Source organism: Diaphorobacter oryzae DSM 22780, assembly GCF_059568935.1.
The window spans coordinates 91647-97855 of the sequence record NZ_JCANUL010000015.1; the positions used below are offsets into that span (position 1 = coordinate 91647).

The 6209-nt window shown below is 70.4% G+C and carries 5 protein-coding genes; 3 read left to right on the forward strand and 2 right to left on the reverse strand.

Annotated features, from left to right (window positions below; genetic code table 11):
- Window positions 1–12 precede the first annotated feature (12 nt).
- The gene (locus BP68_RS17980; protein ID WP_496374311.1) at window positions 13–1785 is read right to left on the reverse strand and encodes an alpha/beta fold hydrolase; all 1773 of its coding nucleotides are present in this window, start codon (window positions 1783–1785) and stop codon (window positions 13–15) included.
- A 14-nt stretch (window positions 1786–1799) separates the two neighbouring features.
- A complete protein-coding gene (locus BP68_RS17985) occupies window positions 1800–3251 on the reverse strand; it encodes a trypsin-like serine peptidase (RefSeq protein ID WP_496374313.1) in 1452 nt (483 codons plus the stop codon).
- Between the two features lie 236 nt (window positions 3252–3487).
- Here BP68_RS17985 and BP68_RS17990 point away from each other — a divergent pair, with 236 nt between their 5' ends.
- The 3 genes from BP68_RS17990 to BP68_RS18000 form a co-directional block, all read left to right on the forward strand.
- Window positions 3488–4162: a LuxR C-terminal-related transcriptional regulator gene (locus BP68_RS17990; RefSeq protein ID WP_496374315.1), complete on the forward strand. Its 675-nt coding sequence runs from the start codon at window positions 3488–3490 to the stop codon at window positions 4160–4162.
- Between the two features lie 19 nt (window positions 4163–4181).
- Window positions 4182–4850, forward strand: a complete 669-nt coding sequence (locus BP68_RS17995) for a response regulator (RefSeq protein ID WP_496374317.1) — start codon at window positions 4182–4184, stop codon at window positions 4848–4850.
- 58 nt (window positions 4851–4908) lie between these two features.
- Window positions 4909–6209: 7TM diverse intracellular signaling domain-containing protein (locus tag BP68_RS18000; RefSeq protein ID WP_496374319.1), on the forward strand; the 1301-nt coding region annotated here is incomplete at its 3' end.

The window sequence follows — 6209 nt, forward strand, 5'->3', positions numbered from 1 at the left end:
TGCATATTTTTCTTACTGCCGCGGCGGGGGCGGCACCAGGCCGCGCTTGAATGCGTCGATCCATTCGCTGGCCTGTCGCGGGTGCTTGAAGGCCGAGGTGGTGGCCGCTTTGGGCAGCGCCGCAGCGTCCTGCGCCAGCGGGTGGGCGGGGCAGGCGGTTTCGCGCTGCGCGGGCGATTCGCCCAGCAGGTAGCGCGTCACCGCCGGGTCCACGCAGCCGTCCTGGTAGGGAAACACGCCGTGCTGGAAGTCGCCGGGCACGTAGACGCGGCGGGCGCCCGGGAGCTGGGCGAAGAGGGCGTTGGCGCCGTCGGTGTAGGTGGCCGAGTCGTATTGCGACTGCACGAAAAGCACGTCCAGCGAGCGCAGGGCCGCCAGACCGGGCTTGGCCACCTTGGGGCCGCCCCAGTAGGTGCAGGCGTGCACTTCGGGCATGAGCAGGGTGGGGAAGTACATGGGCGCGCGCTGCGCCACGCCGCGCACCTGGGTGGTCCAGGCGCCTTCGTCGGTGGTGGCGGCCGTGTCGTTGCAGCGCACGGCCGTGCCCAGGCCGTCCAGCCGGACGGGCGTGGGCTCGTGCTGCTCCTTGGTCACGTAGATCTGCAGCAAGGTGGTGGCCAGGCCGAGCAGCACGGCATTGCGCGCGGGGTCGGCGGGGTCGAAGGTGTGCTGTCGCAGCGCCGCCAGGACCGCGTTCGGCTGGGCCGGGTCGGGCGCGGCCCGCAGGACGGCGTCAAGCCCGCGCGCGGCGGCGATGTTGTTCAGGTACTCGTCGGCTTGCTTGCGCTGGTAGCCGTTGCTGCTCAGGGGAATGGCCAGGGCGTGCTGCACGCGCGGGCTCAGGCCGGGCATGACGGCGCGCAGCTCGGCCTCGGTCGCGCCCAGCCGAAAGATGTCGGCGTGCCGCACCGCGTAGGGTGCCAGCACCTCGTCGAACAGGCGCTGGCGCGCGGGCGGCTGGGACAGGGTCATCTCCTCGAACCCGGCGGTGAAGTCCACCGCGCTGTCCAGCACCATGCGGCCCACCTTCTCAGGGAACAGGCTGGCGTACCAGGCGCCCAGCCAGGTGCCGTAGGAGATGCCCACGTAGTTGAGCTTGTCGTCGCCCAGCAGGCCGCGCATCAGGTCCATGTCGCGGGCCGTGGCGTCGGTGTTGATGTAGGGCGTGAGGGGGTTCTTGCCGCAGGCCTCGGCGGTTTTGCGGGCGTTGTAGTGCAGGTTTGCCATGTTCTCCGGCGTGTCCCAGTCGACCAGGGTGTTGGCGGTGGGGCGGTACTGCTCGTTGGTGCCGCAGTGCAGCTGCGTGCTGGCGCCGGTGCCGCGCGGCGAGAAGCCCACCATGTCGTATTCGTCCAGCAGGCGCAGCTGCCGCGCGCCCTGCGGGTCGGCAGGGTCGCTGTCGGCAAAGGCCCTCATGAGCCAGAAGGCGTAGATCAGCCCGTCCTCGCCCGGCCCGCCGGGGTTGAACAGCAGGGCGCCGCGCCGCTGGCCGGGCTGGGCGGCGGCCAGCCGCATCAGGCTGAGGGTGACGTCGCCACGCTCGGGCTTGGCCCAATCCATGGGGGCCTGCACCAGGGCGCAGCGCAGGCGGTCGCCGGCCTGATCCCACAGCGGGCCGACCTTGTCCCGGTCGATCAGGGTGGCGTCGCACTCAGTCCACTGCACGGTTTGTTCGCGGTATTTCTGCAGCGGGTCGGGCGGGGTGCTGCCGCTGCTGCCGCCGCAGGCGACGAGGGTGGCGGCCGCAAGGGCGCACAGGGCGTAGGTGAGGCGGGGGATAGTCATGTGTGCCCATGCTGTCAGTCGTTCAGCAGCCAGCGGGACAGGCCATTGCGCATCGAAAGGTCGAAGCGCCCATAGAAATCCGCCCCGTCGGGGTCTTCGCAGCTCGACGTGCCGCCCAGCAGCTGCCCCACCACGTAGCGCTTGCCGCCCAGCGTGGCCAAGGCGGCCGACCCGCTGCTGCCGCCTTCGACCACGCCTTGCTGCCAGCCCAGGCCCAGGTAGTTGGCCTGGCTGGTGTCCTCGGTCTCGTCGCAGGTCTCCAGGTCGTTGCCCTTGCAGGTTGCGTAGCCTTCCAGCAGGGCCTGGCTGAACTTCAGCCGGTCGCCTTGGGGGTGGTGCAGGGCCGCCAGCGGCGTGTCCTCGGCCAGGGGGGCGCCGAAGTACGAGCCCGCGTACAGCACGCCGGCGGGCGGCGGCTCGTTCAGGCGCATCAGGGCCACGTCGGTGTTTGCGTCGGCGCGCAGCAGCGTGGCGCCGCCCCGCAGCGCCGTGGCAGCGGGATTCAGCGTTTCCGAGTTGCAGGCAGCGCTGCGATAGAACCAGTAGGACTGCACGGTGGACGCCTCGGCTTGGCTGGAGATGCAGTGGTAAGCGCTCAGGAAGTAGGGCGTGCCCGAGGAGCGCGCGTCGTTGATCAGCGTGCCGGTGCAGACGAAGGTGCCGCCGTTCGCGTTCACGAACGTATAGCGGGCCACCGAGCGGGCCTGCTCCAGGTACTCGGGGCGGCACGAGGCGTCGATGTTGCACGCGCCCGAAAGGGATTTGGCTGCCTTGGCGCCGAGGGCCATGGACTCGGTGGGCGTGCGTGTGAAGTGCGACAGGCTCGGCACGGCCAGCCGCACGTCCGTCGGGCGGGCGCCGGCGGGCAGGTGGATCTCCAGCGTGGCCTCGGGGCCGCCGACGTCGGGGCTCCACCAGGTGCGGGCCGCGTCGGCGCCTGCGCCCCCTTCGGCATTGCGCTTGGCCAGTGTCTGCAGGGCTTCGGCGGTGATCTGCGCTGCATCCCCGTCAAGGCCCTGCACGCGCAGCACCGCGCCCGGCGGCAGCGCCTGCACCAACACGCCCAGGCGCAGGCCGCGCGCACCCTCGGCCACGAAGCGCAGCGCCGCCGCCTGCGCGCCGCCGCCCAATGCCTGCCATTGCAGCAACGCGGCCGTGGCCTGCGCCGTGGCGGTGTCGGCCACGCTGCGCGCCTGGCCGATCTGCAGCGGCGCGCCGCTGCGGGGTGCGGCAGCCTTGGCCATGGCAGTACCCAGGGGTCCCAGTGCCACGGTGTGCGCAGCGGCCATGCGCGGTGCGGCGGCCGCTTTGGGTGCCTGGGCCACCGGGGGCGCGGCGCCGGGGTCGAAGGGCTCGATGCGGTCGATGGCGGGCGTGGGCGCCGGGGGCTGGGCGTCGCCACTGCCGCCGCAGGCGACCAGGGCCAGGGCCGTGCAGGCGGCGAGCAGGGTAGAGGATTGGGTCATGTTTTGCTCCATTTTTAATAGCTGCTTGCGATTGCTGGTTGGTGTTTGGAGGCCCAAAACACTCCAAATATCTTTCGCGGTGAGGAATCGTATGGAAAAGTTGTTTTTTGCAACATCACCCAAATTAGGTAATTTGCAGGTCCTGGCGCAAATTCACCCATTTAAGGGATAGGTGGGTAGGCCGGGCTGTCCTACGATGGGCGCCTTTCTGTTTCCAGCCGTAACCCTGCCTTGCCATGACCATCTCCTGTGTCGTTTGTGAACCCACGTTGCCTGCTCCCGTGCTGGTGGTGGAGGACGAGCCGCTGCTGCAGCAGCGCCTGCGCGGCGTGCTGTTGGGGCTGGGTTATGTGGAGGACGCACTGCTGTTCGCCGCCACGCTGGCCGAGGCGCGCAACTGCCTGGCACAGCAGCCGGTGGCGCTGGCGCTGGTGGACTTGCACCTGCCCGACGGCGACGGGCGTGAGCTGATCGTGCAGTTGCGGGCCGACGACCCTGGCTTGGGCATCCTGGTGGTGTCGGCCTGGAGTTCGGAGGACGCGATCTTGGGCGCGCTGAGCGCCGGGGCCACGGGTTATGTGCTCAAGGAGCGCGACGACATGGAGGTGATGCTGTCGATCCGCAGCGTGCTGCGCGGCGGCGCGCCCATCGACCCGTTCATCGCCCGGCGCATCCTGGAGCTGCTGCCGCCGCCCTCGGTGGCTCCGACGCGGGAGGAGGCGCTGAGCGAGCGCGAGGGCGAGATCCTGCGCCTGGTGGCCGATGGCCTGACCAACCGCGAGATCGCGGAGCAGCTGTTTCTGTCGCGCTACACCGTGGATACCCATGTGAAACGTGTCTATCGCAAGCTGGCGGTGTCCTCGCGCACGGGGGCGATACGCGCGGCGCGCTCGCGCGGGTGGCTGGAGTGAGCGCTGGATGACGTATCTCATGCGGTCCCCCGCGGAAGGGGCGCTGCCCGTGCCGGTGCTGGTGGTGGAGGATGAGCCGCTGCTGCAGCGCCGGCTCAAGTCCATCCTGGGCAATCTGGGCTACACCGACTCGCTGGTGTTCGCCGGCTCGCTGGCGCAGGCGCGCGCCTGCCTGGCCGCGCAGCCGCCCCGGCTGGCGCTGGTGGATGTGCAACTGCCCGATGGCAGCGGGCTGGACCTGATCCGCGAGATGCGCGCCCGGGACGGCGGTGTGGGCATTCTGGTTGTCTCGGCCTGGAGCACGCACGAGGCGATCGTGGGCGCGTTGCGCGCGGGGGCCACGGGCTATGTGCTGAAGGAGCGCGACGATATCGAGGTGTCGCTGTCCATCCGCAGCGTGCTGCGCGGCGGCGCGCCCATCGACCCGTTCATCGCGCGCCAGCTCCTGCAGGAGCTGCCCCAGGTGGCGCCCGGAGAGGCGGCGAGCGACGATGCGCCGGGCCTCGACGACCGTGAGCGCCATATCCTGCGCCTGGTGGGCGACGGCCTGTCCAACCGCGAGATCGCCGAGCAGGTGCTGCTGTCGCGCTACATGGTCGAGAGCTGCATCCGTGGCATCTACCGCAAGCTGGCGGTGTCCACGCGCCTGGGCGCGGTGCGCACTGCGCAGGCCCGGGGGCTGCTGTGATGAGGGCGGTGCGAAACACTCCCGGGAAAGCCGCTGGCCGGGTTGCACGGTGCGTGCGATGACGCTGCGTTGGCTGGTGCGGCTGGTGGCCCTTTTAACCCTGCTGGCCACCTTGCCGGTCTGGGCGGGTGCGCAGGAGCAGGCGCTGGGGGGCACGTGCGCGCCGCGCATCGTGGCGGTGCAGGCGGCCCTTTCGCCCGACGGCGCCCGGCCCGTCCGCAACTGGGAGGACGTGAGCCTGCCCGACGTGTGGGTGCAGCGTTGGCCGGACTACGAGGGTTCGGTGTGGTACCGCATCGACTGGGAGCGTGGCTGCGCCGAGGATGCCGAGCCGATGGCCCTGGGCATCGACGGCATGAGCATGGCGGGCGAGGTGTTCAGCAACGGCGACCTGCTGTGGCGCGACACCTCGCTGGTAGAGCCGCTGTCGCGCAGCTGGAACATGCCGCGCGCGTGGCTGCTGCCCGCGTCCAACCTGCAGGAGGGCGTGAACACGGTGTGGGTGCGCGTGGTGGGCCTGTCGGCCCTGTCGCCGGGGCTGGGTGCGCTGCGCCTGGGGCCGGCCAACGAGGTGGAGGCGGTGCAGGCGCGCAACCAGTGGCGGCAGCGCACGGCGTATGTGTTCTCGGCCGGGCTGTCGGCAGCGGTGGGCTGCCTGTTTGGCGTGGTGTGGTGCCTGCGCCGCGCGGAGCGGGCGTTCGGCTGGTATGCCCTGATGTCGCTGGCCTGGATGGGCTATCTGTTCACCCTGATGGCCACCAGCCCCTGGCCGTTCTCGGACACCCTGGCCCTGTCGCGCGTGAACATCGCTGTCTTCGTGCTGTACGTGCTGTGTTTCTGCCTTTTCACCTGGCGCTTCGGCGCGCAGGCGCTGCCGCGTCTGGAGCGGGCGCTGAAATGGTTGGCCGCCGTGGGAATCGCGGCGGCATGCCTGGCGCCGCGCGCGGTGGTGGGCGAGGTGTTCCTCGTGGTGTGGCTGGGCTTCGTGCTGGTGTTCTTCGCCAACTGCCTGCAGTTCCAGTGGCATGCCTGGCGTCCGCGGCCCGGCGGGCGCGAGCCGCAGCACATGCTGCTGGCGCTGTGCTGGCTGGTGTTCGTGGGGGTGGGCGTGCACGACCTGCTGATGGTGATGCAGCAGTGGCATGCCTACGAAAGCTGGAGCTCCATCGCCGGGCCGGTGACCACGGTGTGCATGGCACTGCTGCTGGGTGGCCGGCTGGCGGGGAGCATGCGGCGCATCGAGCAGTTCAACCACGAGCTGGCCGAGCATGTGGCCAGCGCGCGCGCGGAGCTGGCCCAGGCGCTGGAACGGGAGCATGCGCAGGCGCTGCAGCACGCCAAGCTGCAAGAGCGCATGGA